General features: G+C 49.9%; 21 protein-coding genes. 7 read left to right on the top strand and 14 right to left on the bottom strand.

The window, feature by feature from the left end:
• Positions 1–304 precede the first annotated feature (304 nt).
• Entirely contained in the window at positions 305–1816 is a 1512-nt protein-coding gene (locus tag FD09_RS16600; RefSeq protein WP_057818791.1) for an AcpB/EbpR/MafR family transcriptional regulator, read from the top strand.
• On the opposite strand, the gene FD09_RS04560 is transcribed toward FD09_RS16600, so the two are convergent.
• Entirely contained in the window at positions 1791–2522 is a 732-nt protein-coding gene (locus FD09_RS04560) for a ribonuclease H family protein (RefSeq protein WP_057819037.1), read from the bottom strand. The genes FD09_RS16600 and FD09_RS04560 overlap by 26 nt on opposite strands.
• Before the next feature lie 148 nt (positions 2523–2670).
• Here FD09_RS04560 and FD09_RS04555 point away from each other — a divergent pair, with 148 nt between their 5' ends.
• Positions 2671–3216 (top strand): GNAT family N-acetyltransferase, encoded by a 546-nt coding sequence (locus FD09_RS04555; protein WP_057818789.1) that lies wholly within the window; start codon positions 2671–2673, stop codon positions 3214–3216.
• A 77-nt stretch (positions 3217–3293) separates the two neighbouring features.
• Positions 3294–4001 (top strand): zinc metallopeptidase, encoded by a 708-nt coding sequence (locus FD09_RS04550; protein WP_157053681.1) that lies wholly within the window; start codon positions 3294–3296, stop codon positions 3999–4001.
• A gap of 128 nt (positions 4002–4129) precedes the next feature.
• Here FD09_RS04550 and FD09_RS04545 read toward each other — a convergent pair whose 3' ends face one another.
• Both FD09_RS04545 and cls read right to left on the bottom strand, forming a co-directional pair.
• A complete protein-coding gene (locus FD09_RS04545; RefSeq protein WP_057818787.1) occupies positions 4130–4930 on the bottom strand; it encodes an alpha/beta fold hydrolase in 801 nt (266 codons plus the stop codon).
• A 52-nt stretch (positions 4931–4982) separates the two neighbouring features.
• Positions 4983–6449 (bottom strand): cardiolipin synthase, encoded by a 1467-nt coding sequence (gene cls / locus FD09_RS04540; RefSeq protein WP_057818785.1) that lies wholly within the window; start codon positions 6447–6449, stop codon positions 4983–4985.
• Positions 6450–7084: 635 nt separating this feature from the next.
• On the opposite strand from cls, the gene spxB reads away from it, so the two are divergent.
• Both spxB and FD09_RS04530 read left to right on the top strand, forming a co-directional pair.
• Entirely contained in the window at positions 7085–8824 is a 1740-nt protein-coding gene (gene spxB / locus FD09_RS04535) for a pyruvate oxidase (RefSeq protein ID WP_057818783.1), read from the top strand.
• A 372-nt stretch (positions 8825–9196) separates the two neighbouring features.
• Entirely contained in the window at positions 9197–9691 is a 495-nt protein-coding gene (locus FD09_RS04530) for a hypothetical protein (protein WP_057818781.1), read from the top strand.
• Positions 9692–9759: 68 nt separating this feature from the next.
• Here the strand turns inward: FD09_RS04530 and FD09_RS04525 are convergent, their stop codons facing one another.
• The 11 genes from FD09_RS04525 to FD09_RS04480 all read right to left on the bottom strand — a co-directional run bounded on the left by FD09_RS04525 (position 9760) and on the right by FD09_RS04480 (position 20182).
• Positions 9760–11439: an Hsp70 family protein gene (locus tag FD09_RS04525; protein WP_057818779.1), complete on the bottom strand. Its 1680-nt coding sequence runs from the start codon at positions 11437–11439 to the stop codon at positions 9760–9762.
• Positions 11440–11782: 343 nt separating this feature from the next.
• The gene (locus tag FD09_RS04520; protein WP_057818777.1) at positions 11783–12718 is read right to left on the bottom strand and encodes a polysaccharide deacetylase family protein; all 936 of its coding nucleotides are present in this window, start codon (positions 12716–12718) and stop codon (positions 11783–11785) included.
• A 110-nt stretch (positions 12719–12828) separates the two neighbouring features.
• The gene (locus FD09_RS16895) at positions 12829–12963 is read right to left on the bottom strand and encodes a hypothetical protein (protein WP_268873281.1); all 135 of its coding nucleotides are present in this window, start codon (positions 12961–12963) and stop codon (positions 12829–12831) included.
• Positions 12964–13023: 60 nt separating this feature from the next.
• The gene (locus FD09_RS04515; protein ID WP_057818775.1) at positions 13024–13950 is read right to left on the bottom strand and encodes a polysaccharide deacetylase family protein; all 927 of its coding nucleotides are present in this window, start codon (positions 13948–13950) and stop codon (positions 13024–13026) included.
• Between the two features lie 15 nt (positions 13951–13965).
• A complete protein-coding gene (locus tag FD09_RS04510; protein WP_057818774.1) occupies positions 13966–14934 on the bottom strand; it encodes a TMEM175 family protein in 969 nt (322 codons plus the stop codon).
• Between the two features lies 1 nt (position 14935).
• Positions 14936–15742 carry a phosphonate ABC transporter, permease protein PhnE gene (gene phnE / locus FD09_RS04505; protein WP_057818772.1) on the bottom strand — a complete coding sequence of 269 codons (807 nt, stop codon included), beginning with the start codon at positions 15740–15742 and terminating at the stop codon, positions 14936–14938.
• Positions 15742–16530, bottom strand: a complete 789-nt coding sequence (gene phnE / locus FD09_RS04500) for a phosphonate ABC transporter, permease protein PhnE (protein ID WP_057819032.1) — start codon at positions 16528–16530, stop codon at positions 15742–15744. Before phnE (FD09_RS04500) ends, phnE (FD09_RS04505) begins: the two co-directional genes overlap by 1 nt.
• Before the next feature lie 17 nt (positions 16531–16547).
• On the bottom strand, positions 16548–17354 hold the full coding sequence (gene phnC, locus FD09_RS04495; RefSeq protein ID WP_057818770.1) for a phosphonate ABC transporter ATP-binding protein: 807 nt from the start codon (positions 17352–17354) through the stop codon (positions 16548–16550).
• A 376-nt stretch (positions 17355–17730) separates the two neighbouring features.
• Complete coding sequence (locus FD09_RS04490; RefSeq protein WP_057818768.1) at positions 17731–18678, bottom strand: phosphate/phosphite/phosphonate ABC transporter substrate-binding protein; 948 nt, start codon at positions 18676–18678, stop codon at positions 17731–17733.
• A gap of 228 nt (positions 18679–18906) precedes the next feature.
• The gene (locus FD09_RS04485) at positions 18907–19725 is read right to left on the bottom strand and encodes an AraC family transcriptional regulator (protein WP_057818766.1); all 819 of its coding nucleotides are present in this window, start codon (positions 19723–19725) and stop codon (positions 18907–18909) included.
• 34 nt (positions 19726–19759) lie between these two features.
• On the bottom strand, positions 19760–20182 hold the full coding sequence (locus FD09_RS04480; protein ID WP_057818764.1) for an HIT family protein: 423 nt from the start codon (positions 20180–20182) through the stop codon (positions 19760–19762).
• A gap of 204 nt (positions 20183–20386) precedes the next feature.
• On the opposite strand from FD09_RS04480, the gene FD09_RS04475 reads away from it, so the two are divergent.
• The gene (locus FD09_RS04475) at positions 20387–22135 is read left to right on the top strand and encodes an ABC transporter ATP-binding protein (protein WP_057818762.1); all 1749 of its coding nucleotides are present in this window, start codon (positions 20387–20389) and stop codon (positions 22133–22135) included.
• 5 nt (positions 22136–22140) lie between these two features.
• Positions 22141–23928 carry an ABC transporter ATP-binding protein gene (locus FD09_RS04470; RefSeq protein WP_057818760.1) on the top strand — a complete coding sequence of 596 codons (1788 nt, stop codon included), beginning with the start codon at positions 22141–22143 and terminating at the stop codon, positions 23926–23928.
• Positions 23929–24026: the final 98 nt, after the last annotated feature.

The raw sequence follows: 24026 nt of genomic DNA, 5'->3' as shown, positions 1-24026 counted from the left end.
TTACAAACATGATAAAATATTTTTCTCACAATTGATTTTTCTGGGCAAAAATTCCCACTATAATCATGGTAGAGAGTCATCGTATTGGGCATGCTGTTCTTGTTTCCCGACAAAAATTTGGCCATTCGGTATTTTTCTGATTGGCGAGTGTTTTGGTGGGACTTTACAGAGACTGCGAGATATGATGAATGGGGCTTGCAGACAGACTGCGCCCTGCCCAGCGGGGCCCGGGCAATACCTGGGGCCGCGCCATTTAGACGAATAGGCTTGACAGACTATTCTCTCCATATTGGAGGGTAAACAAATGAAAAAAGAGGACTTACTGGAATCACGGACACGCCAAGATCTGGCTTTTATTCAGTATCTATATACCCACAACGGACACGCATTACGGAAACAGATGGCGACGGATCTGCAAGTGGATCCCCGACTCATCACCGACCACATGGCAGCTTTGGGTGACCAATTGAACACACTCTTTCCCAATGCGCCCTTTCATCTGGGTCCTTCAGAAACTGAATATATTCTCGATCTGGTTAATTTGCCCACACTGGAAGACATTACCAATCTGCTTATTCGCGAAGGGTATTCCTTCCAGATTTTGGCTTACATTTTTTGGCATAACGAATTCACCATGAGTGGCCTACAACGGGCGCTGCTCATGAGTTCCTCCACGCTTTTTCGCCATGTATCACGACTAAACACCCTTTTGGCGGAATTCAATATCGCCATTCGAAACAACCGGCTCATGGGCCGGGAACTAGACATTCGACATTTTTATTATCAATTATTTATCGTCTTAAACGGTCATGATCCTCGGCTGAGTGATACGAGCAATCGGGCCATCGAACGGTTCATCACTCTTTTTCAACAACGGATCACGGGTCCTTTGGATGAGAATATTCAACAAGCCATTCGCGTCTATTTGCATATCGTGCTGCAACGGGTGGCATCCAACCACCCCTTGAATGACAGTGTCGGTGTCTTTAAGTTGAACACCTTGATCAAGCTACCCAAAGTGCGGGAAATGCAGCAGATTTGGGAAGAAATGTTTGGCCGTAATCACCACATCGCTATTGAGTTCGAAAGTGTCGCGTTCTTTGTGTACACTTTTTATGCGCGGATTTTACCCTTGAAAAGCGATCTTTACCGGCAATTGTACCTGGGCACCTCATCATTCAGCATTAAAATGCGCGGTTATGTGCACACTGTGATGGATATTTTAAGCTCCAAATTCGAGATGCACAGCTATCATGAGGAGTTTCAGTTAATCTTTTTCACCGAGCTGACCACCATTGCATTACTGCCAGGCGTGATCACCACCGCCCACCAACTGATTTACACTGCCATGCAGGGGGTGTATTGGAAACCAGAATCTGGTCAAATGCGGTTCATCCGCTACATTATTGCCCAATTGCAAAAGAACTCCGAGGATTTCAGTCAACCTGGGGCTGTAGACGAACTTGAAGAACGGCTGCTGATGACGGTACTGCTGTTACTGCGTCACACTCACCGGCAATTTCAGATTGGTTTGCTGACCAGTAATGATTTGCCGATCAACTTCTACCTGTTGCGCGCGCTGAAGGAACAGATCGGAGCCAATTTCAACATTCACATTGAGAATTTCGACAGGCATCACCAATACGATATTATTTTGACGACCAGTATGGAATTGGCCGCCCAATTAGGGTTAAAAAACGATTTACCGCTGATTCAGTTGCAGGATTTTGGCACCAGTTCCGATTTTGTCGTGCTCTACTGGTACCTAGATACCCTGGTGTCCAATTATCTTAAGACTGATTTGGTGCTTTCTTGATTAATTCATCCATGGTCTTATTTAACAATTCATCCACAAAGACGTTGCCACTATTATTGGCGTGCCCTTTTGTCCAGACGAAATCGATGTGGGGAAAAGCGGGGAGTTCCGCGGCTAATTGCTGCCATAATTCGGCATTCGCCAACGGCTGATTATTAGCCCGTTGCCACCCTCGACGCTGCCACCCTGCCAGCCAGTGGTCGTTGATTGCCGAAAGAACATATTTGGAGTCCAGTGTCGCTAAAATCGGTTCACGATTAAGTTTGAGTGCTTGGAGCCGGCGCAGGCCTTGCAGCAAACCCATGATTTCCATGCGGTTGTTGGTGGCGCCAAACTCCCCAGCCGAGCCGCTGTACTGTATGCGTGTGCTTTCTGTCACAATGAGGTACGCCCAGGCTGCTGGGTCCGTGGTGCGCACGTGGCCGCCGGGAACATTGCCGGTATTACGGGACCCGCCATCGCTCCAAAACGCTACCGTGTATTGCTTGTTTGTCGACGGTTGGGGCGCCGCTTTAATATTTGCTTTAGTTGCTGGCTTCTTCTGTATAGGGCCTCCCGCATTCACCCAAGCTTGGGCTTCCTGGCGGGTGGGGAAACTCTTGTAGCGCGCGCCCGGGAATCCAGACACTTGTTTTTGAGTCGTTGGCCAATCTGTGAAAACGCCTGTTTTTTTACCCTTGGCCACTGCATAATACCTCTTTGCCATTTCCTGCCACCATCCATTCCATCGTTCCATCTTACCCAATCTCCAGCCAGCCGGCAACGCACATTCTGTGCGCCGCTGGTTGGCCTTTGTTATACTGGGGACAGAGACTAAAGGCGGTGCAAGCCGTTCTGGTGAAGGAGATTGAAGTATGGAACAATTCGAAAAGTATCACCCCATAATGACTCCTCGGTTTACGTTTGATTGGCTGACTACGGCCACTGTGAAAGAAATTTTTGCTCTGCGCCACGATCCGCAACTGGCCGCGCAAACCAATCGACCGGCGGATGATACGATTAACCAAACCGTCGACTACATCAGTCAAACCATGTTGGCCATCATGCGCAATCAGCAATTGACATGGGCGGTCTCCGACCGGGAAGCGGGTAAAGTGGTCGGAATCTTCGCTATCGCACCAATTGACGCGGACGCTGGGCAGGCAGGCCTGCATCTGGAAATCCAGCCGGATCTGCTCACAGCGGCCACGATCCGGGAAATTATCGGGCACATGTCTGCTTTTTGCTTTGCAGAGCTGGGCTTATCCTCTCTTACGATCTGGGTACCGGCCAATGCGCCGTATCAAGACACTTTGGTAACCCTGGGTTACAAAGCCGATTCTTTCACGGATAGTGATTATGCGGACTTCGATCTTTACCAAATCAGCCGGTCAGTATCCATCACCCCACCGACGAAATAGGTATTAAGGCTGACGCGCGCACTAGCCTGTTAGGCTATGATATGCCTATACGATTCAATTGAAGGAGTGAATTCGCGATGTTTTTTCCGATGTTCTTGTGGTATGACCCCACGTTCTATTTGGTCATTATCGGCCTGGTGATCTCATTAGCGGCTTCGGGTTATGTGAACAGCACATTCCGGAAGTATGATCAGGTACCCAGCCGGTCCGGAGTCAGTGGTACTGATGCGGCGGCCTACATTTTGCAATCTGCCGGCATCCATGATGTTCAAATTCGAGAAGTATCCGGCAATTTAACGGATAATTACAATAGCCAAGATAAAACATTGAATCTGTCCCAGTCGACGGCGCGTTCCACTTCTGTGGCGGCCATCGGCGTGGCAGCCCACGAGTGCGGGCACGCGGTACAGGATAAAGTACGGTATGCGCCGATGAACTTGCGAGCAGGGCTGGTACCAGTGGCCAACTTAGGCTCGACATTGTCCTTACCGATCATTTTTGCCGGTGTAATTTTTGGCATGAATCATATTATCATCAGTATTGGTTTGTGGGCCTTTGCGGCAGCGTTGATTTTCCAGCTGGTGACATTGCCGGTGGAATTCAACGCCTCTCGGCGGGCGGTGGCAATTCTTTCCAGTTCGCCATTGTTGTCGGGTGATGAAGTGGTGATGGTCAAGAAGGTTCTGTTTGCGGCGGCGCTGACTTATGTGGCGGCGGCGTTGACGACTTTCTTGCAACTGTTGCGGTTGATTATCTTGTTTGGTGGTAACCGGGATAATAATTAGGTTCAGATAAAAAAGCTGTTCGCCCGTGAGAAGACTCATGGGTGGACAGCTTTTTTCGTGTGGGCGCCGTGCCAGTGCTACGCACTGGCACTAAATCCGACAAATTCAAAATTATTTGTCGACATGTATTAACGGATAAAAGCCGGCACTTCTGAAGTCAGAAATGAATGTAATTGTTCGTTAAAAGCGGTTGGGACTTCGGCCATGATGTCGTGACCGCAGTTATCGATGATCGCGGTTTGGATGTGCTTGTTTTGGGCAGCACACCATTCTGCGTAGCCGTTGGGGAAATAAGGGCTTTGTTTGGCGCTTAGCATTAATGTGGGGACGGTGATTTGGGTCACCACAGAACGCCAATCTGCACTGAGATGGTCGATCAAAAGGCTTTGGGCGGCGATGCGAAAGAATGGGCGAGCGTGTTCGGCAGCCATCAATTTGCTGTATACACCGTCGTCTAAGCCATGTAATGTTTCATGCGCTTTGTCCATCCGTTTAAAGAAAGCCGGACAGTCGGCTTCGTCAAGGCCGCGAAAGCCATACCACCATTGGGCGGTATTGACCATCTTGGGACTCTGGTCAATGGTGACCACAGCATGGACCGGAAAATCCGGGTAATCTTTGAGAAAAGCCCAGATGACACTGGCCCCCATGGAATGACCAATTAAAATCGGCGATTTGATCCCCATTTTGGCCAACAGGGTATGCAAATCGCCCGCCAACTCCGTAACACTCGTTGCCACGTTACCAGTCGATGCGCCCTGTCCCCGATAATCGAACGTCACCACTTGATAGCCCCATGTGGTCAACGGCTTAATCTGAGCGGTCCATATTTCCTGGAAGCCGCCAAACCCGTTCAATAAAAGAATGGGCTGACCATGACCATATGTGTTCACGGCCAACTGTGTATTTTCTGCCACTTGTACCTGCATCTCAATCGCGTCCTTTTCTCTTGGCTGTTATTTTACTGCGAAAATTGAGAAATCACAAAATTGGCGATAACAGGCGGGAGAAATACTGCTTAAAACGCAGCCAGCGGGATTGTTGGGCAATGATTTCCTTCGTCAGTAAAGTACTATCCGCGATATCTGCGTTGAAGATATCCGTGAACTCTTGACTGACCTTGGAATCATAGATGAAGCAGTTTGCTTCAAAATTCAACGCATAACTGCGAATATCTTGATTCATCGACCCCACAGTAACGACTTTGTTATCCATCACCGCGGTTTTAGCATGGATGAAACCTTTATTGTAAATGTAAATTTTGATGCCTGTCATTGTCAGTAGATTAGCATAGTACTGCGTCGCCCGGTAAATAAACGGATGGTCCGGCCGATCGGGAATCATGATCCGCACATCCACCCCAGAAGCAGCAGCAATCATCAAGGTGTCAATCATACTGTCGTCGGGAATCAGGTAAGGCGTCTGAATCCACACCGATTTTTCCGCCAACATGATCATTCGCATCATTCCGCCCTTCAAAATCTGAGCGGTGGTATCTGGACCATCAGAAACAGTTTGAATATTGGCATGACCGCCCAAATCTGGGTCGGGGTGACGGAAGTATTTCGGCTGGAACGTGATCAATTCTTCATTTTTGCCCACTGAGGCGTTCCAGTCCATGACAAAGCGTTCCTGCAAAGACAATACCGCCGTCCCCACTAGACGAATCTGAGTGTCCCGCCAATAGCCAAACTTGGGAGTTGGCATCACATACTGGTCGCCCACGTTGAAACCGCCCGTGTAGCCGATCTTCCCATCAATGACCACGATCTTACGGTGTAAGTGATAGTTCAGCCGAGTCTTGGCGACCACGTTCTGAGCGGTAATAAATGGCACGACATGCCCGCCGGCATCGCGAAATGGCTTAAACCAGCGATTGCTGGTGTGCGGCGATCCCCATGGATCATAGATCAAGCGGACTTCCAATCCTTCTCGCGCCTTTTCCGTCAATAACGATAGGAATTGATTGCCAATATTGTCATTAAAAAACGCATAATACTCGACATGGACCGTTTCCTTGGCAGCTTTGATATCTGCGAAGATGGCTTGAATTTGATCTTGTCCATCCGTGTAAATTTTCACCGAATTTCGTTTCGTCAATGGGGCATCTTCCGCGTTGACAAAATACCGAATCAACTGGCGGGCGGTATGTGTGGTGGTGTGATCAGAGCGTTCATTATCCGGATCGGTTTTATCATCCGTCAAAATCATCCGCTTTAAATGTTGCAACCCAATATGCTCTCCGTGACTGATATCAAAAATCTTCTCTTGGGCCAAGCCACGACCCAAAAAAGCGTACAGAATAAAACCCAAAACTGGCAATAATACCAGTACCAAGAGCCAGGCTAACGTGCTCGCAATATTCCGGGGACGGTGAAAAACTGTCACCACAGCCCCGACGGTGTTGAAGATGAATAAAATGATCAAAATGTTGAGCACGATACCCACGAAAGTCACACTCCTCGATGTTCGTTATCTCCAGTATAAGCGTTGGCGCGGGTGAGGGGCAAATAACGGAATTGTAAGGACAGAGGGCGGAGCCGACCGGTTAGGGGCGTAAGCGCAAGAGCGAAGGCGCAGAAAACCCGCCCTTAGGTTTTATGTGCCTTCGCTCTTGCGCTNGGCGGAGCCGACCGGTTAGGGGCGTAAGCGCAAGAGCGAAGGCGCAGAAAACCCGCCCTTAGGTTTTATGTGCCTTCGCTCTTGCGCTCTAGCCCCTGGTCGGCGGAGCCCGTTTTGACAGCGCGTGGAAAACCTCGCAGTACGCTTTTAGGCCCGCCACTTCACGTATACGAAGGAATGGAAAAATGCGGATTAAGAACCAACACCACCTCCGTAAACGGGCAAAGCCGACCAGAAGCTATGTCAGAAGACCGGGGCGGCAAAAAAACCTAAGCGCGGGTTTTTCTGCCGCCCCGGTCTTCTGACGCCGCTTCTAACCGGTCGGCTTTGCCCTCTGGTACTTTTCTCTTGCCTTCTCTCCCTCCATGCTTTACCATAAACATGTAAGCACTTTACTTATTTTTTGATAGTAAGTGCCGCGAGTAAGAGATACACCATTATTTGAGGGAGGCTTTTTTAACATGGCGGATAAAATTAATGCATCCGATGCGATGATCAAGGTATTGCTCGATTGGGGGATCGATACGATTTACGGTTTACCGGGCGGTTCATTCGATTCCACGATGAACGCCCTTTATAATTTGCGGGACCGAATGCACTACATTCAGGTACGGCATGAAGAGGTCGGGGCGTTAGCAGCAGCCGGGCAAGCGAAGGTCTCAGGTCAGATTGCGGCCACTTTTGGTTCAGCCGGGCCTGGCGCTGTGCATTTATTGAACGGTCTTTATGACGCCCAATATGACCATGTTCCCGTGTTGGCATTAGTCGGCCAAGTACCGACGGGGGCCATGAATACATCTTACTTCCAAGAAATGAACGAAAACCCAATGTTTGCGGACGTGTCTGTTTACAACCGGACCGTCATGACAGCACAGCAAATGCCTGCGGTCGTGGATGAGGCCATTCGCCAAGCTTACCGGCACTCTGGGGTGGCCGTGGTGACCATTCCTAAGGATCTGGGCTGGCAGCAAATTGACGATAATTATGTCAGCTCGGCTTATACTTTCCAGAAACCGATCCTGCCAGAACCAGATTCTGCATTGATTGAAAAAGCGGCGGAGATTCTCGCCAATGCCAAACGTCCTTTGATTTACTTTGGTTTAGGTGCTAAGGGCGCCGGTAAAGATATCATTGCCCTATCCGAAAAACTGCACGCACCGATCATGTCTAGTGCCATTGCTAAGGGAATCGTCCCAGATGACTATCCTGCTTATCAAGGCGCAGCTGGCCGGGTCGCCACCAAACCCGGGGTAGAAACCATGGGCCAAGCCGACACCGTGTTAGCGATTGGTACGGATATGCCATTCCAGCCGTACTTTATCAAGCCAGATGCCAAATATATCCAGGTGGATATTGATAACACGAAGTTCACTCGCCGCCATCATGTTGATTTGGCTATTTTGGCCGATGCCACGAAGACGATTCAAGCCTTAAGAGAAAAGATTGCTGCATGGCCGGAAGATGGCTGGTATAAGGCGACTTTGGCCAACCGGGCTAACTGGACGAAATGGGTCGACAGCTTTGCTGATGATGATCGTACACCGTTGCGCGTTGAACCCATTTTCAAAGAAATCAACGCCATGGCCACTGACGATGCCATCTTCCAAGTGGATGTCGGCAACGTCACGATTGATGGCTATCGGTTCTTGAAGATGCATGATCAACAACGCTTCACCACCTCGGCCTGGTATGCCACCATGGGTTATGGTGTCCCTGCCGCTATCGGTGCGCAAACCAAGTATCCAGATCGTCAAGTATGGTCCATCTCCGGTGACGGCGGCTTCACAATGGTGATGCAGGATATCATTACCCAAGTAAAATATAACTTGCCCATCATCAACGTGATCTTGTCTAATGATTCCTTGGGCTTCATCGAAGCAGAACAAGATGACACCAAACAACCTCACTCCGGCGTTGCTTTGCAAGATGCTGACTTCGGCTTAGCGGCTAAAGCCATGGGGGCGACTGGCTTCACAGTACACACCCTGGCAGAATTACGTGATGCCTTTGCTCAGGCCAAGAATGCCAAGGGCCCTGTTGTCATTGATGTTCACATCGCTAATGACCGACCGCTGCCAGTGGAACAATTAGTCTTAGACAAAAAGACCCAAGACCCCGCAGCTGTTGACGCCTTCGTGGCCAAGTACCAAGCCCAAGGCCTCACACCATTAACTGACTTCTTAGCAGACAATAACGCCTAAACATCATCTTCTGTCTCAAAGTCCACGAATGTAAGTGGGACTGGGATAAAGTTTCAAATCTTGACGAGTGTAGTGCCAATGCGGAGCAATCGGAGGTGAAATGGGGCTCAGTGGTGGGAACCACACAGTGCGCGCACTTTGCGCACTGATGTGGTTAGGCGTCTTGAAGACCGCGTACTTTGCGGGCTTCAAGCGCCGTCACCACGTTCCAGCCCCATTTCACCGGAGATTGCGCAGCATTGGCACGGCTCCCAAGCTGAAATTTTATCCCAGTCCCCTTTTTTGCTCACATATCTCATTCTAAAGTCCATAGGGTGAACATGAGCACTGTGATATACTATTCACGAAATTAGTAAAGGGTGAAAAACGATAATGATTTGGACAACACTCATGTTCGCCATCGACGCGATGCTTCTCATCGGCTGCCTCGTCGCTATCTATTGGCAGGGACAGATCGTCATTCGGTCTCGCTACAATTTGTGGCCGTTATTGATGGGACTGCTCATCATGTCCTTTGGCTCCGTCGGTACGCTCGGACTAGATCAAATTGATAAATGGCTGTTTATCGTCGGTTTATCAGCGTTCATATTAAACTGCATTCAAGCCGGTGTCGGCGGTATCGGCGACAAGCGGCTGGTTAACAGCGGCTTCTTTTCCGCGACGGTCCAATACGATCGGTTAGCCGGTATCACGCTGATCCCACTCACTTTACCCAACGGCAAAGAACGGGTAGTCGCAATTTTTGTGACCAATGCCCAGCAGCGGATTCAATTATCGTTTTCCCAGGCGCTGCCCACGATTCAAAAAGAATTGCGGTCACTCGTGCCAGGCAATACCCCAATTGAAGTCCAAAATATCGAACAGTAAACTGACCACACCATCAAAAAATAAGGCCTTGAGTCCACTTACGGATTCAAGGCCTTATTCTGTGTTCTCTAAAGGATATATTCGCTTTGCATGTCCCGCAAAAAAGCGTCAAATTCCTGGCGGTACTTAGCAATGGCCGCCGGATTGTGATCAGCCAATAGTTGAATGAGCTGCCGTCGTTTGTTTTCAAACTGTTGACGAATGGCGCCATTATTTTCATTAGCTAAACGTTCCAGTTGCGTCAAAATCAATTGGTCTTCCTCTTCGTTCTTTTGCGGTACGGCGAAGGCATTTACCCGCTGCACAGTGGCTTGATCCACGGGTTGATTGACCACCGTCGGGGTGACCTCGATCGTCTGCTGAGTCAATTCATCCGTGGCTTCATTGCTCACCAAGATCTGCAACTCCCCATCGGCAGCCAATCGGAACGTAATGACGATTAATTCGTTAGCTTGCGGATGCTTTTGCAGGTGACATTCACCAATTTGCAGATTGTTGCGATTATGCATGCTTTCCCCCAAAAAGATGGGGATAAATACTTCAGTATCCGCTGGATTCGTGGCCAGCTTCACTGTCTTTTCAACAGGGAGCGGCTGGCCGCGTTCAATCAGCGGCACAAACCCGTCCGTTAACCAACCCGCAAAAGTTTTCCGCCTAGTTTGAATCCCATAAGAATGAGCGGCTGTGGGCGTCAAGATCATTTCCGGTCGCATCAAGTCTTGCAACGGCATGCCAGCTAACGCTGCCACGCCCAATGCCACCCGATCGCCAGGCGTATCACTGACAATGCTCAAATTGCCCTGCAGTGTGCGCACATGTTGCTGAATGACTGGAAATTCACCGCCGGCGCCGCTAAATACAATTTTATCCACCGCGGCCAACTGCCAGCCCACCCGATGCAAGACAGTCGCAAAGGGCTCAGTCAAAATATCGATCAACGGCGCAAATATTTTGCTCAGATGTTCCGCGGTTAACGTATATGTATATTCATCTCCACGCACAGTTAAAAAGACAGTTTCCTGATTTGTAAAATGAAGTCCCCGCTTGATAATTTCCATTTGGGTGGCGATTTGCATATAAGCTGCCGCATCCAACTCTGACAAACCCTTTTGCACAATGAAATCATCGACTAGTGTTTGGGTGAAATCAGCGCCGCCCAAGTGATTGACGGTGGCTTGGGCGGTCACTTGCCGCGTTTTGCCAATCGTATGCACGGCGCTCACTGTAAACCGGTCTCGACCCATGTCCGCCACCAAGACCCGACTTTCTTGATCCGCTGAAATCCCACTGGCCGCCAGCGCTGCCACTGGATCACAGACCAGCTTCATGACCGTTAACCCAGCCAGCTGTGCCGCTTGAATTAATGCATCGCGTTGCTGATTGTCAAAATACGACGGGACGCTCACAATTGCCTCACTAATTGTCTCGTGCAAATAGCGTTCAGCACTGATCCGTTGACTCTTAAGTACTAACGCAGTCAACTCAGTCGGCGTGAACTGCCGGTCTCGTAAATGATACTGTTTTGCTGTCCCCAACAACGATTTGAAGTTGGCAGCGGTGGCGTCTGGGTTTAAAATTCCCCGGCTTTGGGCCACCGCCCCCACGGTGACTTGTCCGGTTTCATCCACATTCACCACTGTGGGCGTCACTTCTGCGCCCCATTCATTGGGGATAATACGTGGTGCTTGACCATCGAAATATCCCACTAAAGAATTGGCTGTGCCAAAATCAATTCCAATTACCGTCATTGGTGCACCTCCCCCATTTTCTCAGACCCCATTCTGAGAATGCTTGTCTATATCATATCGGAAAATGGGAAAGCATTGGATTTAACTTTTAGACATAATTTTTGCCAATGGTGCATTTATTTAAGGAAAAAGGGGCGAACGTCGTGATAAGTGCTGCGCGATCTCCGGTGGGCTGGGGCTGCGAAGCGCAGAAAGTGCGAAGCCGCAGGCGTAGCAAGCTGTGACGGCGCTTTGAACCCGCTGAGGTACGCGGTTTCAAAGTTGCCTAACAGCTGAGCCCCATCCCACCTCCGATCACTCCGCACTTATCACTAACATGCGGGTGCCACAACTGCTCCCCTTTTTAACCTAGAATACCAAAACGATACCCGTTGTTTTTGTAATACTGAATAATGCTAGGGAGGGTTTGTAAAGTGACGTTCTTGTCTTCGGCATCGTGCATGAGGACGACGCGGTAGGCGCTATTGGGATAGACATTGAGTGAGGCGGCATGGTATTTCATTGAGGCCGACACGTTTTTCGGGGCGGCCGCACCGAGGGCATCGCCGACCGCTGCGTTCCAATCCATCCAGGTCATTCTTAACTTGGCTAAATCGGCATCCGCGGCGGCCAAGTTTTGCCAGGACATGTGACCGCCAGGATAACGCCAGGCGTGGGTCATGAATTGTTGACCCAGCACGCCGCGCATGGCGGTGAGTGATTTGATTGCTTCGTTATAAATTGCTGTGGGATTGGCTTTACGCTTAGGGTAGAGGGTACTGTACACGTGGGTGAAGCTGTGGATGCCAATGCCGTTGCCCTCATCATATTCCTGCTTCAATATTGGTGCAGTCTGGGCATTGATCGTATCGCCCACGACAAAGAAAGTCGCGTGGACCCCGAATTGTTTCAAAACAGCTAAGACCCGTGGACTCATCTTCGTATTGACACCATCGTCAAAGGTCAAGAAAACGACTTTTTGTTCACCTGGCGTGGCTCGTTGCGCCATTTTTTCCCGGACCGCCGCCGGATCATACGTATACGCATTAGCACTTGTAATATGATTTTCTCCGTCAGTGGGAACAGATGACAGACTGGCTTCTTTGGCACTAGTGCTGTGGGCGGCAGACGCTCGGTTTGACCGCTTAGCCGCCGACCGCTGAGACGACTGTTTTTTCTTGACAACCCGACTTTCCGCCGTACGGTTGGCCTGGGATAAATACCGCCACAAGACAGCTCCACCACCGCCTAAAAGGATTAACGCCCCAAAAATAATAACCAGCTTATTCCGCAACCGCATGAATCATTCCCCAATTTCTTGTGATTTGTAAATACTCCGCGCCATTATAACGAAAAAAACGACAAGAAAAAAGCACGTCGACTCACGGTCAACATGCCTTAATCAATTCATTACTTGTCTTCATTCTTAGCCCGTTTAGCTAAAAATTCCAAGATTTCAGTGGTATGCTTTACGCGTTTCTTAGCGCCATCCCGAGATACTGGCCGGCGATTGCTGGAAACACCTGTGTGGGTATTTTGTGACACGAGATCGTCCCCCTTTCCGCACATATACTAAGATACTATATAATTAATCTGCCCCTGGCGTCAATAGCCAGTTTGGACATGGCGTAAATAGGCTTGCTGTCCCAGTCCGGGATTGATACGCACCCGCCGTAAACTGAGCAGGCCCTGACTAGCGGTGGCTAATCCCGGCGCGGTGGTCAAACCAAGCTGGTACCCCGCCGCCGCAGCGTATCGCAATGTGTTCGCATTATAACGACCGGAAGGATAAGCAATGGTATTGGGCGCGGTACCTAATATTTCTCCCAGAACCCTGCGGGAATCGGCCAGTTCACTTTGTTGGCGCACATCGGGTAACTTATTCAATTCCAAATGACTGACGGTATGCGAGGCAAAATCCACCCCAGCCTGTTGCATCTCGTTAATCATCGCTTTCGTCAGATTCCAGTGGGCATTAATCGCGCCGCTAATTTCATTGATTGTGACCCGGGATTTGGTTTCTTTGAAGATCTGTAAGCCCGGGGTATACATTGAGCGATAGCCATCATCAAACGTGATCCAAACGAGTTTGTCCTGGGGTACTTTATTTTCTTTCAACACCACATACGCTTCTGCTGGCGTGAGTTCATAATACCCCGCCTGCTTCAGCCAGTTGAGCTGATTGCGTAATTGATCCGCTGGCATCTTCAAGGTATTACCCACATCAATGTCGTGATACATCAAAATCGGCAAATTGACTGGCGCATCGGCCTGGTGCCAGCGATCCAGCGGAATCCGGTCTGTACTGGTGGGATCAACGGCAGCTTTTTTAACCGCCGCCCTTTTCTCACTGGCCGCCCGCCGTTTACTGCTCGCCGCCGCCCGCTGCTGCCGTGATCGACGCTGCCGCACTGCTTCTTGACGGGCAGTCATCGCTTGTTGGTGCACTGTGTGCTGATGCCAAAAGAATCCCCCCGCAGCAATCAGTAACACGACAATGCCCAACAACCAAATTCGTTTCTTTCTCCCCATTTGATTTTTGCATCCTCACTTTGTTTGATTCTGCTTATCGTCAGATTTTGATTGATCCTGCGCTTGCCGCTGTCGCCGAGTATAATCCCGCAACCGATGCTGTACTTCTTTGACCCGTGGATCTTTAGCCAAATGAGCCATCGCAAACGCCTGCCACTGTTCCCGAGTCATCTGCCGACCGACATCCATCCCCTTGTCCGTCGTCGGTGCGGACTCATCATTGGCCACCCGACCATCCAGCCATTGCTGCAGTGTTTGCGACCAATCCTGGGGTTTGGCCTTTTTCCCATCTGCCCGCTGCTGACGGCGCTGTTTTTGCACTTGTTGCTGAAATGCCCGCATTTGTTCCGGTGTCAACTGCAAATACTGCGACCGCTGATCTGGAGTCAGTTGTGCCGCATCGTTCATTTGCTGCCGGGTAGTACCATTAAACAGCAAGTCCCGGACGGGATAAGATAGATAGAACCAAACCGCAATTTGTGGGAAAAACCAAGCAATCACCAGCAAGGCCAAATTCCAAATGAACAAAATTGGGTTTTGGGCACCATAAATTTTACCGTAAACCTGCCGCATTTTAGATTTATCCGTGTACCGGAAATGAATCACTGCTTTAGCCAATAGGCGGAAACAAAACGACATGACAATATTCAATACGCCATACGCCATCACCGTAATTCGAGTCGTGTTCGAGGCCATCATATTGGTGGCCAAGGGCATTAACGACAATACCGCCAGAAACAAAAAGTCGTACAACATGATGCGATAAGTCATATCGTCAATTTCACTAAAGGCAGTGGCATGCTGATACCACATATTGGCCACCAGTGCAAAACTGATGAAATAAATTCCAATCTCCTTGAGCAGACCCATGTAGGCTGGAATACTATTACGCAACACTGGCGTCAGATCCAGCACCATGATTGTCATGATGATGGCAATCACGGCATCACTGTATGCGTCCAAGCGGTTCTTAAGCTTTTTCATTTTAAATCAATTTCTTTCGAATGGAACCGGAAATAAAGTCCACTAGAGTGACCATGATGACAATCCCTAAGAGGATAATCCCGACCCGGGACCAGGCCCGTGCGGAAATGGCAAAGATTAACGGGGTCCCGATACCACCGGCGCCGACAATACCTAAGATCGATGCCGACCGAATGGCCAGTTCAAATCGATACAGGGTATTGGAAATCAGTTCCGGTAATAACTGGGGAATGGTGGCCAACATCGTGACATCCATCCGTGTACCCCCAGCCGAAGTGACCGACTCACCGGCCCCATTATCCAAGTTTTCAATAGCCTCTGAGAACAGTTTGGCCAACATCCCCACTGAGTGGAACCCGACTGCCAAGACCCCGGCAAAGGCGCTGGGACCAACAGCCTTGATGAACATTAACGCCAGCACAATTTCTGGGAAGGTCCGAATCGCTGTCAGCAAGAACTTGCCGCTGCGGGTGACCAGCCAAAACTCATGCTTGGTGTTCGCTGCCCAGAAGGCAAAGGGCAGACTGACAATGGCAGAAATGAACGTCCCGATAAAGGCGATGGCGATAGTTTGGAGTAAGGTGGACACCAAGTCTTCCCCATCGCCGCGGTATACATACGCCCAATCTGGATGGAAAATACCGGACATAATCGAGCCGCCGATTTGACCGGCGTTAGGCTTAATGGCAAATGCCGGCATGCCCACAAACGCCCAGATAATCAATGCTGCGACAAATGCCCAGGCTAAATACTTGGGCCATTCATTTTTCCGCTCACGAGGCGGCAATTTCTTATTTGTGGCATCCATTACATCAGCACCTCCCGCGTCTTCAATGATACATAGTCAATGACTAAGACGACTGCAAAAATAACCAAGACCATGATCGACACCCGATCGTAACGGAACTGACCCAGTGCCTGCTGTAAGAATACCCCGATACCACCGGCACCGACGTACCCCAGCACCGTAGACGCCCGGACATTGATTTCAAAGGCATACAGGAAGTAACTGACAAAATAGGAACTCACTTGGGGAATCACGGCGTAACGTACAATTTCCCATTTATTCGCCCCACTGGCGGTGAGGGCTTCAATCGGCCCTTCGTCAATGGTTTCCACCGCTTCATAGAACAGTTTGCCGACCATGCCGAAGGTGAAAATCGCCAGGGTAATAATACCCGCGACAGGACCAATCCCAACCACTGCGACGAATAGTGCTGCCAACAACAGATCCGGGATCGTTCGAATAATATTCAAGATGAAGCGCAAAATACCGGTGACAAACCGATTCTGAATAATATTGCGGGACACCAGGAACGCGTATGGCGCAGCCACTAAAGCGCCGATGGTCGTACCGATCACAGCCATTTTGATCGTTTCAATTAAAGGGGCAATCACATAGCTGGTGTAAGACCAGTCCGGACTCATCATTTGATCAAATATTTTCATAAACTGATCAAAATTGGCAAAGAACATGGGAATGTCGACGTTTGTTTCACCGGCTGACCAAAGAATCCCGGCGATCATCAGAATCGTCACAATCAGCTTTTCCCAACCAAACGGCTTTTTGGGCAGCGTCATCTGCGGCGCCGCCATTTTGCGGTCTGCCATGATTAGGCGCCCTCCTTCTCAGTATCCTTACCGGAATAAATCTCTGAGATCGTCGCATCATCCGCGGTGGCCACAGGACCATCGAAGACTTTCTCCCCCGCCCGAATTCCCACAATCCGAGAGCCATATTCCTTGGCCAAATCCACAGAGTGTAAGTTGATTAGGACCGTGATCCCCAGTTCCTCATTAATCCGCTTCAAGTCATCCATGACGTGACGGGTGGTTTGCGGATCCAAACTGGCCACCGGTTCATCTGCCAAGATAATCTGTGGATCTTGGGTCAACGCCCGGGCGATGGAAACTCGCTGCTGCTGGCCGCCGGATAATTCGTCTGCACGGGCGTAGACCTTATCGCCTAAATCCACGCGTTGCAATGACTCGTATGCCCGTTGTTTATCTTCTGGTGAAAAGAGACCAAAAATCATTTTCCAGGTGGGATAGTAACCAACCCGGCCGGTGAGGACATTGCGCAATACGGAAGCCCGCTTCACCAAATTAAAGTTCTGGAAAATCATGCCGATACCCCGGCGGATTTCCAACAATTCCTTGCCTTTAGCCTTCGTAATCGAGCGACCACCAATTTGAATATCGCCAGACGTAATATCGTGAAGTCGATTCACCGACCGCATCAGAGTACTCTTCCCGGCTCCGGAAAGACCAATCACGACGACGAATTCGCCGGGATAAATCTTGAGATTGATGTCTTTTAAACCTAACGCGCCGTTATCGTATACTTTTGACACGTGATCGAACTGAATGATCGGCTCCTGTGGCGCCGCTGTGGTACTCGGTACTTGCTGTTCAGCCATGCTAAGTGTCCTCTTTCTAGATGAATGTATAAAGCTGCACTTACCTATGAGTATAATGCCTTAAAAACGATAAAAATGCTAGAGGGCTGCGCCGACCGTTTAGGGGCGTAGGCACAGGACAGGGCAGGCAGAAAACCCGGTCTTAGGTTTTATGTCTGCCCTGTCCTGTGCCCTAGCCCCTGGTCGGCGCAGCCCGTTTACGAAGAACCATAAACACAAGAGCGCAGTGACAGAAAACCTGTACTTAGGTTTTATGTCGCTGCGCTCTTGTTATCTACGCTTCTCGTTGGCTCCGCCCGTTTACAGGGCCAAGCGCAGTGAAGAACCCGCACTCAAACGCCCGTACGCAGACAATCAACTGAGCCTAGTAATCAGGTTATTTCTTATTGTCGCCAACAATCTTCTCATACTGCCGCACAATGTCGAAGTTACTGTCCTTAGACGGCACATACGCTTCGTGGCTGTACACAGTGGAGATGATTTCGTGGCCCTTCTTCGTCTTAGCAATCTTGATGAAGGCCGCACTTAACTTCTTGCGGAAAGCGGCACTCATATCAGAACGAACAGAGATCGTATCGTTGGGAATGGGCTTGGTGAAGTAGATTGGTAAGACTTTGGTCATGATATCGGGATCATCTTTTTTAACCAAGTTACGGGCATCCTCGAAGACGAAAGCGGCATCTGTATCACCGTTCAAGACTGACAACACGCCCTGATCATGGCCCTTCACGGTCACCAATGTATCGTCCTTTTGCACGTCGATCCCTTTTTGCTTTAATTCTGCAGAAGGCCAGATATAACCGGCGGATGAAGTCACATCCTGGACGGCGATCTTCTTGCCCTTGAGATCCTTGTAAGACTTGATGCTGGAACCCTTCTTGACCACGATCATCGAACGATACGTGTTGGTCAATGTGGTGCCGTTACGGCCGCCGGGTTGCACGATCTTGTAACGTTCAGCTTGGAGCAATACATCGGCGTACCCTTGCTTGTGGGCTAATACATAGCCATCAGGCGGCAGGAAACCGACATCCACTTGTTTTGAACCCATGGCTTCAACGATAGTGTTATAGTCCGTTGAAACTGTAACCTTAACCGGAATCTTCAGTTCCTTTTGCAACAATCCAGCCAGTGGCTTCGCCTTGGCTTCAATCGTATTGGCTTGAGACGACGGTACGAATTGGACATTCAGACTCTTGGGTGTATAACCGCTGCTGCTCTTACTGCTGGCACTGCTGCTCTTGCTGCTATTGCCGCAAGCGGCCAGGGTGAACACGCTCACTGCAGCTAAGGCAGTGAGGGCAAGCTTTTTCCAGGACTTCATGAAAGTAACCCCTCCACAGGTTTGTGTGCGGGTCGGCCGATTATCACGTCATCCCCGAGCGGCCCGCACTTATTTTTCAATTCGTTCGTATTATACGAAAAAAACGCGGTTTGTACAACGGTTTAATTGTAAAGGATGTGTAAAAACCCGAACTATATTTTGTAAAATCCCATGCCATTCGGGAATGAAAGCACGTCCCTATGGGGTTTTCTCCCTTTTACAAGAATTTTACCTTTGTGCGGAGGGAGAGCGGCCAAAATACTTTTTGAACAACTTAGAGAAGTAGAGGGGGTCACTATACCCGACCCGACCGGCCACTTCTTTAATCGTGAGCGTGTCGTTAGGCAACAACTGGGCAGCCCGGCGCATGCGGATATCAGTGAGATAATTGCTCGGCGTTTGGCCGACCACAGTTTTAAACAGCCGCGATAAATGGGCACTGCTGACATGCAGATCGGCGGCTAACTGGGCTAAGGAAACATCTTCGGCGTAATGGGCGTTCAAATAATAGAGGGCTTGAGTCACAACAGCTTGGCTTTCTGCCGGCGACTCTTCACCGCCCAGAATCTGATCGTCGGCCACCGCGTTCTCGGGCAGCGCCCGCAATAAATACACTAACAGTGTAGTGACCAGCGATTGTTCCAAGAGCAATTTTCCCAATGCCTGCTGACTGCTTTCTTGAATCAGCTGATCAACCACATTAAAGAATGCCGTTTGCTGAGTGCCTAAATCAATGACACTGCTGGCGAAGGGCAGCTGATCGCTGCCGATCCCGGGCAGCACAAAATGGCGGAAACCGATGTGCACCTGTTCGCTGCTCGTCCCCACTGGCTGAGTTTCTTGATGCCAGGTGTGGGGATTAAACACCAGCACCTGCCCTTGAGTAATGTGGTAATAGCGATCTGCAATCCGATAATCGGCACACCCCTGGACCATGATCGAAATTTCAGGAAAATCATGCTGATGGTAGGGGCTGGTGCCTGGTTTGTGATTCGTATAGGGAAAAACGTAGAGTATTTCCGGTACGGAGCCGGCCAAATCCAACATGGCTCACCACAATCTTTCTACATTGATATCTTCATTATAGCGCTTTCGCCTGCTGGCTTATTGCGGTTCTTTGACGGCTGGGAATCACCCCGCGCACTCCGCCCCGGGGATCGGACATATCCCCAACATAGCGCGGGATCAGATGGCAGTGGCAATGGAAAACCGTCTGGCCAGCCGCTGCCCCGCAATTAAGACCGATGTTGTACCCATCTGGTTGAAACCGAGCGGCAAGTAATGCCTTGCCTTCTTCCAGTAACGCCGCCATGGCTTGCCTTTCCACATCCGTCATGGCAAACCAATCCCGCCGATGGGCCTTGGGAATGATCAACAAGTGCCCTGGATTCACTGGGGAACGATCAAAGAAGGCGACACACAGGTCGTTGGCCAACACGATTTGTGCGGGTGCAAGATGGCAAAATGGACAGTCAGCGGCTGTGTTGTGATTCTCAAGAGACATTCAATTACCTCCAAAATTTCGTATGCGCTTAATTTTCTCCTATTGGCAATTCCAACACAACATTTGTTTGAAAAAGTCAGGTCGACAAAATACTCCATTGTTATGGTCAAATCTTTCCATTCTCTTCTGTTGATTCTCCCGCATAATAGCTCGTAGTCATTATTTCGCACTGATTTTTGCACAAATACGGGAGGATAATTCATCATGAATCCATATCAATGGATCTGGCGGTATGCCCGGCGTTACAAGGGCAAAATGTGGCTGGCCGCCATCCTAATCATTGGCAACAGCCTGGGGATCATTGTGGTACCGCTGCTGGGCGGGGCCATCATTGACCAAGTCATCAACCAAGGCCACACGGAACGGCTGCCTTGGATGCTGGCCGTCATGATCGGCACCACCCTGGTACGCACGCTGATGCGTTATACATACCAAATCCTATGTGAGCGGGTCGGCCAAAATACGCTTTATGATGTGCGTAAAGACCTTTTTAACAAGCTGCAATCCTTGGATTTTAACTTCTTCAATACCGTCCGCACTGGCGATATCATGGCCCGGATGACCGGCGATATGGACGCTATTCGTCACTTTGTTTCGTGGGTCTCCTACCAAGTCATTGAATGTGTGCTCTGGTTTTTTACTGCCGTTGTGGTGATGAGCACCATTTCCTGGCCGCTGATGCTGGCGCTGGTAGCGGTCACACCGTTAATTGGAATTTTAACAATTAAGATGAGCCAGGCCGCTCACCCGGTCTTCTTCCAAATCCGCCAAAGTTTCTCCCGGCTCAATTCGATGGTCGAAGAAAACATCTCGGGCAACCGGGTCGTGAAGGCCTTTACTCAAGAGCCCTACGAAATTCAGAAATTCGATAAACTGAATGACGATTACAAGCAGCGCAATATGGCTTCGGCGGCAGTCTCCCGCCGGTATTTGCCCGTTCTTGATTTTCTCGCATCCATTTTGACCGTCATCGCGCTGCTTCTCGGCGGTTATTTTGTCATCACCAAGCAGATGACCTTGGGCGACTTGGTCGCTTTCAACGGTTTTTTGTGGATGCTGAATCAGCCAATGCGGATGAGTGGCTGGCTGATCAACGATATGCAACGTTTTTCCGCCGCCACCATTAAGATCCGCCAGATGCTCGGGGCCAAATCGCAGATTCCTGTCAACAACGCCGATCATTACGAAAAAATTCATGGCACGGTAGAATTTCGCCATGTGAACTTCGAATATGCCGACGATCCAACTCAGCCGGTGCTCCACGACATTAATTTCCAAGTCGCACCAGGTCAAACCATGGGTATCCTTGGAGAAACGGGGTCTGGGAAATCCACCCTGATGAACTTGATCACCCGCTTTTACGATCCCACCAGCGGAGAAGTATTGATTGATGGTAAAAATGCCAAGGACTATCCGGTCCGCCAACTGCGGGATCAAGTCACGATCGTCATGCAGGACCAATTTCTCTTTTCCGATACGATTAAAGACAACATCAATTACGGTAATCGCCAAGCGGATCCGGGCTTCATTCACGCCATGGCAGATGTGGCCGACGCGGAAGACTTCATCACCGATATGCCAGCGGGATACGACACCGTGGTGGGTGAACGAGGCGTGGGCTTATCCGGTGGTCAAAAACAGCGGATTTCTTTGACCCGGGCCTTGGTCAAAGACCCGGCCATCCTAATTCTCGATGACACCACATCTGCCTTGGACATGGAAACCGAAGCAAAGATTCAAAAAGAACTGCGGCGCATCACCGCGGACAAAACCACATTTATCATTGCGACCCGGATTTCTTCCATTCGCCAAGCCGATCAAATCATCGTGCTCCAGCACGGCCGCATTATCGAGCGCGGCACTCACGATGAGTTACTGGCGAAACACGGGTATTACTTTGACACCTATCAAAAACAACTGGGCGCACTAGGCGTGGCCCCGGGAGAGGAGTGAGCGGCATGGCCAAACGCAATACGTACCAAGAAGACGAAACATTAGAACAGGAATTTAACTGGTCCTACTACAAGCGGTTAGGGAAATACTTGAAGCCTTACCTGCGCCGCCTGCTCGTGGTGTTAGCCAGCATCTTAGTGGCCAACATCGCCGTGATCATGGGCCCGTATTTGACCAAGGTGGCCATTGACTCCGCCATTCCCAATCGTGATATGGGTCAATTGTGGCTGATTGCCGGTATCTTCCTGGTGACCCTGATCATCGCATTCTTTTGCATGCGCTATCGCATCTGGGCGATCACAGAAATCGGCCAGGACATGCTGCGGGATATGCGCTCCGATATTTTTAACCACCTCCAAGAACTGCCCTTCTCTTACTTTGATTCCCGCCCCCACGGCAAGATCCTGATTCGTGTGGTCAACTACATTAACACTTTGTCCGATCTGCTCAGCAATGGGTTGATCAACCTCATCTCGGATTTGATCAGTCTCATCGTGACCTTGGTCTTCATGTTCTTTATTGACTGGAAACTCACGCTATACAGTATGGTGCTGTTACCAATTCTGTTCATCTGGGCCTGGGTTATCAAAAACAAGCAGCGGGTAGCCTATCAGGTTCTGAGCAACAAACAGTCGAACCTGAACGCCTATATTCATGAAAGTATCGCCGGCATCAAGGTCACCCAAGGCTTTGCTCAGGAGGATAACGCCGCCAAGCGCTTTGCCGATGTGTCAGAGGAATACCGCACCACCTGGATGCACGCGGTGAAGATCCAATTTGCCCTGTGGCCAGGCGTGCAAAACATTGCCATCATGACCACAGCACTGATTTATTTCGTCGGGGTCAACCGTATCGGCGTGGCGGTGACTACCGGGACACTGATTGCATTCATCGGCTACATCAACAACTTCTGGAACCCCGTCATTAACATCGGTAATTTCTATAATTCCCTCATTACCGCCACGGCCTATCTGGAGCGAATTTTTGAAACGCTGGATGAAAAGCCCGAGATCGAAGATGCCCCAGATGCCTTCGCCCTGCCACCTATTAAGGGCGATGTGCGGTTTAATGATGTCTCATTCAAGTATGAGGAAAACGGGCCGATGATCTTACAACATGTGTCTTTCCACGCGACACCGGGGCAATCAATCGCGCTAGTCGGCCCCACTGGTGCGGGTAAATCTACGGTGATTAATTTACTGTCGCGCTTCTACAACGTCACGGATGGCGAAATCTTGATTGACGGGGTAAACATCAATCAAGTCACACTGAAGTCGCTGCGCCAGCAAATGGGAGTCATGCTCCAGGATACGTTCATTTTTTCTGGGACAATTCTGGATAACATTCGCTATGGTAAATTGGACGCCACCGAGGAAGAAGTGATTGCCGCAGCCAAGGTAGTCCGTGCCGATGATTTCATCCGCCACTTGAAAGACGGTTATCACACGGAACTGCAGGAGCGGGGGTCCACCCTCTCCGCTGGCCAGCGGCAACTCATTGCCTTTGCCCGGACGCTGCTGATCGATCCGCGCATCCTCATTCTAGATGAGGCCACAGCGGCGATCGATACCCAAACAGAGATTTTATTGCAGCAAGGATTGAATGCCCTTCTTAAGGGCCGAACGAGTTTCATCATCGCTCACCGGCTATCCACGATTCAAAATGCTGATCAGATTTTTGTGATCGATCATGGTGAAATTGTGGAACGGGGCAGTCATGCCACGCTGATGGCAGAACATGGCGCGTACTATGATTTGTACGATGCGCAGTACAAGATGCTGCAATCGATGTGACGATTTGAAAGAGGGCGCAGCCGACCGGTTAGAAGCGGCAATTGCTTGCCCCCCACCTAAGAAAACCCAAAAAGGACCGCCCGCAGTCATTCCTCTGC

Origin of the sequence: Schleiferilactobacillus perolens DSM 12744 (assembly GCF_001435585.1) — a bacterium.
GTDB classification, from domain to species: Bacteria; Bacillota; Bacilli; order Lactobacillales; family Lactobacillaceae; genus Schleiferilactobacillus; species Schleiferilactobacillus perolens.
This window is presented reverse-complemented; position numbering and strand designations above follow the sequence as displayed.

Coding starts and splice junctions, on each gene's coding strand:
- FD09_RS16600 (WP_057818791.1), top strand. CDS start 305: ATGAAAAAAGAGGACTTACTGGAATCACGGACACGCCAAGATCTGGCT.
- FD09_RS04560 (WP_057819037.1), bottom strand. CDS start 2,522: ATGGCAAAGAGGTATTATGCAGTGGCCAAGGGTAAAAAAACAGGCGTT.
- FD09_RS04555 (WP_057818789.1), top strand. CDS start 2,671: ATGGAACAATTCGAAAAGTATCACCCCATAATGACTCCTCGGTTTACG.
- FD09_RS04550 (WP_157053681.1), top strand. CDS start 3,294: ATGTTTTTTCCGATGTTCTTGTGGTATGACCCCACGTTCTATTTGGTC.
- FD09_RS04545 (WP_057818787.1), bottom strand. CDS start 4,930: ATGCAGGTACAAGTGGCAGAAAATACACAGTTGGCCGTGAACACATAT.
- spxB (WP_057818783.1), top strand. CDS start 7,085: ATGGCGGATAAAATTAATGCATCCGATGCGATGATCAAGGTATTGCTC.
- FD09_RS04530 (WP_057818781.1), top strand. CDS start 9,197: ATGATTTGGACAACACTCATGTTCGCCATCGACGCGATGCTTCTCATC.
- FD09_RS04525 (WP_057818779.1), bottom strand. CDS start 11,439: ATGACGGTAATTGGAATTGATTTTGGCACAGCCAATTCTTTAGTGGGA.
- FD09_RS04520 (WP_057818777.1), bottom strand. CDS start 12,718: ATGCGGTTGCGGAATAAGCTGGTTATTATTTTTGGGGCGTTAATCCTT.
- FD09_RS04515 (WP_057818775.1), bottom strand. CDS start 13,950: ATGGGGAGAAAGAAACGAATTTGGTTGTTGGGCATTGTCGTGTTACTG.
- FD09_RS04510 (WP_057818774.1), bottom strand. CDS start 14,934: ATGAAAAAGCTTAAGAACCGCTTGGACGCATACAGTGATGCCGTGATT.
- phnE (WP_057818772.1), bottom strand. CDS start 15,742: ATGGATGCCACAAATAAGAAATTGCCGCCTCGTGAGCGGAAAAATGAA.
- phnE (WP_057819032.1), bottom strand. CDS start 16,530: ATGGCGGCGCCGCAGATGACGCTGCCCAAAAAGCCGTTTGGTTGGGAA.
- phnC (WP_057818770.1), bottom strand. CDS start 17,354: ATGGCTGAACAGCAAGTACCGAGTACCACAGCGGCGCCACAGGAGCCG.
- FD09_RS04490 (WP_057818768.1), bottom strand. CDS start 18,678: ATGAAGTCCTGGAAAAAGCTTGCCCTCACTGCCTTAGCTGCAGTGAGC.
- FD09_RS04485 (WP_057818766.1), bottom strand. CDS start 19,725: ATGTTGGATTTGGCCGGCTCCGTACCGGAAATACTCTACGTTTTTCCC.
- FD09_RS04480 (WP_057818764.1), bottom strand. CDS start 20,182: ATGTCTCTTGAGAATCACAACACAGCCGCTGACTGTCCATTTTGCCAT.
- FD09_RS04475 (WP_057818762.1), top strand. CDS start 20,387: ATGAATCCATATCAATGGATCTGGCGGTATGCCCGGCGTTACAAGGGC.
- FD09_RS04470 (WP_057818760.1), top strand. CDS start 22,141: ATGGCCAAACGCAATACGTACCAAGAAGACGAAACATTAGAACAGGAA.